Here is a 2,046-nt window from a genome sequence, read left to right on the forward strand (position 1 = left end):
TGGGAGCCGACGTCACGCACGGGCCCGAATTAACCAACAGCGTCCGGTGACGCTGCGGGCCCTCCGGCATGTGGTCCGTCTCAGACCTCGTCGCGGCGGAGCGAGGGCTTGAGTTCCTTCAGCCGGCCGAGCAGGCCGTTCACGAACGAGGGCGACTCGTCCGTGGAGAACTCCTTCGCCAGCTGCACCATCTCGTCGAGGACGACGGCGTCCGGCGTCGCATCGACCCAGATCAGCTCGTAGGCGCCGAGCCGCAGGATGTTGCGGTCGACGACGGGCATCCGGTCGAGGGTCCAGCCGACGGAGTACTGCGCGATCAGCTCGTCGATGCGCTTCGCGTGCGACGCGTAGCCCTCGACCAGCTCCATCGTGTACTCGCTGACCGGCGGCTGCCTGGTGTCCGCCCGGGAGAGCCGGACCCAGTCCGCGAGGACGGTCAGCACCTCGGCGCCGCGCTGGTCCCCCTCGAAAAGGATCTGGAAGGCGCGCTTACGGGCCGTGTTGCGGGCAGCCACGGTTAGCTGTTCACCCGGCCGAGGTAGTCGCTGGTGCGGGTGTCGACCTTGATCTTCTCACCGGTGGTGATGAAGAGCGGCACGTTGATCTGGTGGCCGGTCTCCAGGATGGCGGGCTTGGTGCCGCCGGTGGAGCGGTCGCCCTGGACCCCCGGCTCGGTCTCCTGGATGACGAGCTCGACGGCGGCCGGCAGCTCCACGAAGAGCACCTCGCCCTCGTGCTGTGCGACGGTGGCGGTGAAGCCCTCGATCAGGAAGTTCGCGGCGTTGCCGACGGCCTTGCGGTCGACGTGCAGCTGGTCGTAGGTCTCCATGTCCATGAAGACGAAGTACTCGCCGTCCATGTAGGAGAACTGCATGTCGCGCTTGTCGACGGTGGCCGTTTCGACCTTGACGCCGGCGTTGAAGGTCTTGTCGACGACCTTGCCGGAGAGCACGTTCTTGAGCTTGGTGCGCACGAAGGCCGGGCCCTTGCCGGGCTTGACGTGCTGGAACTCGACGACGGACCAGAGCTGGCCGCCTTCGAGCTTGAGCACCATGCCGTTCTTGAGGTCGTTCGTGGAAGCCACGGTTGCGGAATCTCCTGGACTGACGTACGACCCTGGGGCACGCACCTGCCTGGCTACAGGGCGAGCAGCTCCTTGGTCGTGATGGTGAGTAGCTCGGGTCCGCCGTCCGCCTCGGGGCGGACGACGAGCGTGTCATCGATCCGGACACCGCCCCGGCCCGGGAGGTGGACCCCCGGTTCGACGGTGACTGGCACGCAAGCGTCCAGTTTACCCATGGCCGCGGGACTCAATTGAGGGTCCTCGTCGATTTCGAGCCCTACGCCGTGTCCGGTCAGGACCGTGAGGCCCTCCGTGTACCCCGCGGAGTCCAGGACCTGACGGGCCGCACGGTCGATGTCCCGGCAGGCGGCGCCCGGTACCAGGCTTTCACGCCCGGCCCGCTGGGCCGCGAAGACCAGGTCGTACAGCTCGATCTGCCAGTCCGCGGGAGCGGTGCCGATGACGAAGGAGCGGCCGATCTCGCAGCGGTAGCCGCGGTACGTCGCTCCGAGGCAGACGGAGAGGAAGTCGCCCTCCTCGACCCGGCGGTCGGTGGGCCGGTGGCCGGGGCGGCCGGCGTTCGGTCCGGTGCCGACGGACGTCGGGAAGGCCGGCCCCTCCGCCCCGTGGTCCAGGAGTCGTCTCTCGAGTTCCAGGGCGAGATGGCGCTCGGTGCGGCCGACGAGGATCGACTCCAGCAGTTCGCCGAGGGCCTGGTCGGCGATCTCGGCGCCGATGCGCAGGCAGGAGATCTCCTCCTCGTCCTTGACGACCCTGAGCTGCTCGACGGCGCTTCCGAGGTCGGCCAGGCGCAGCCTGGGGGCTACCGAGCCGAGGGCGCGGTGCCGGGCCACGGTGAGGTGGTGCTCCTCCACGGCGAGCGAGTCGGCGCCCTGGCCCGCGACGATCAGCGGCCGCTCGGACGCGTTCAGCATCCCGATCGCCTTCTCGATCTGGGCGCGGGACGCGGCGGGCCTGTAGAC

Annotated in this window: 3 protein-coding genes; all 3 read right to left on the bottom strand. The window is 69.0% G+C overall.

Going from position 1 to position 2,046, the window contains the following annotated elements:
• Positions 1-80: 80 nt before the first annotated feature.
• Positions 81-515, bottom strand: a complete 435-nt coding sequence (nusB, locus tag ABZ281_RS46130) for a transcription antitermination factor NusB (protein ID WP_356664457.1) — start codon at positions 513-515, stop codon at positions 81-83.
• A gap of 2 nt (positions 516-517) precedes the next feature.
• A complete protein-coding gene (gene efp / locus ABZ281_RS46135; RefSeq protein WP_356664459.1) occupies positions 518-1,084 on the bottom strand; it encodes an elongation factor P in 567 nt (188 codons plus the stop codon).
• 53 nt (positions 1,085-1,137) lie between these two features.
• The coding region (locus ABZ281_RS46140; protein ID WP_356664461.1) for a M24 family metallopeptidase at positions 1,138-2,046 on the bottom strand (909 nt) is incomplete at its 5' end.

Source organism: Streptomyces sp. NPDC006265 (assembly GCF_040613555.1).
In the GTDB taxonomy this organism is placed as follows: Bacteria; Actinomycetota; Actinomycetes; order Streptomycetales; family Streptomycetaceae; genus Streptomyces.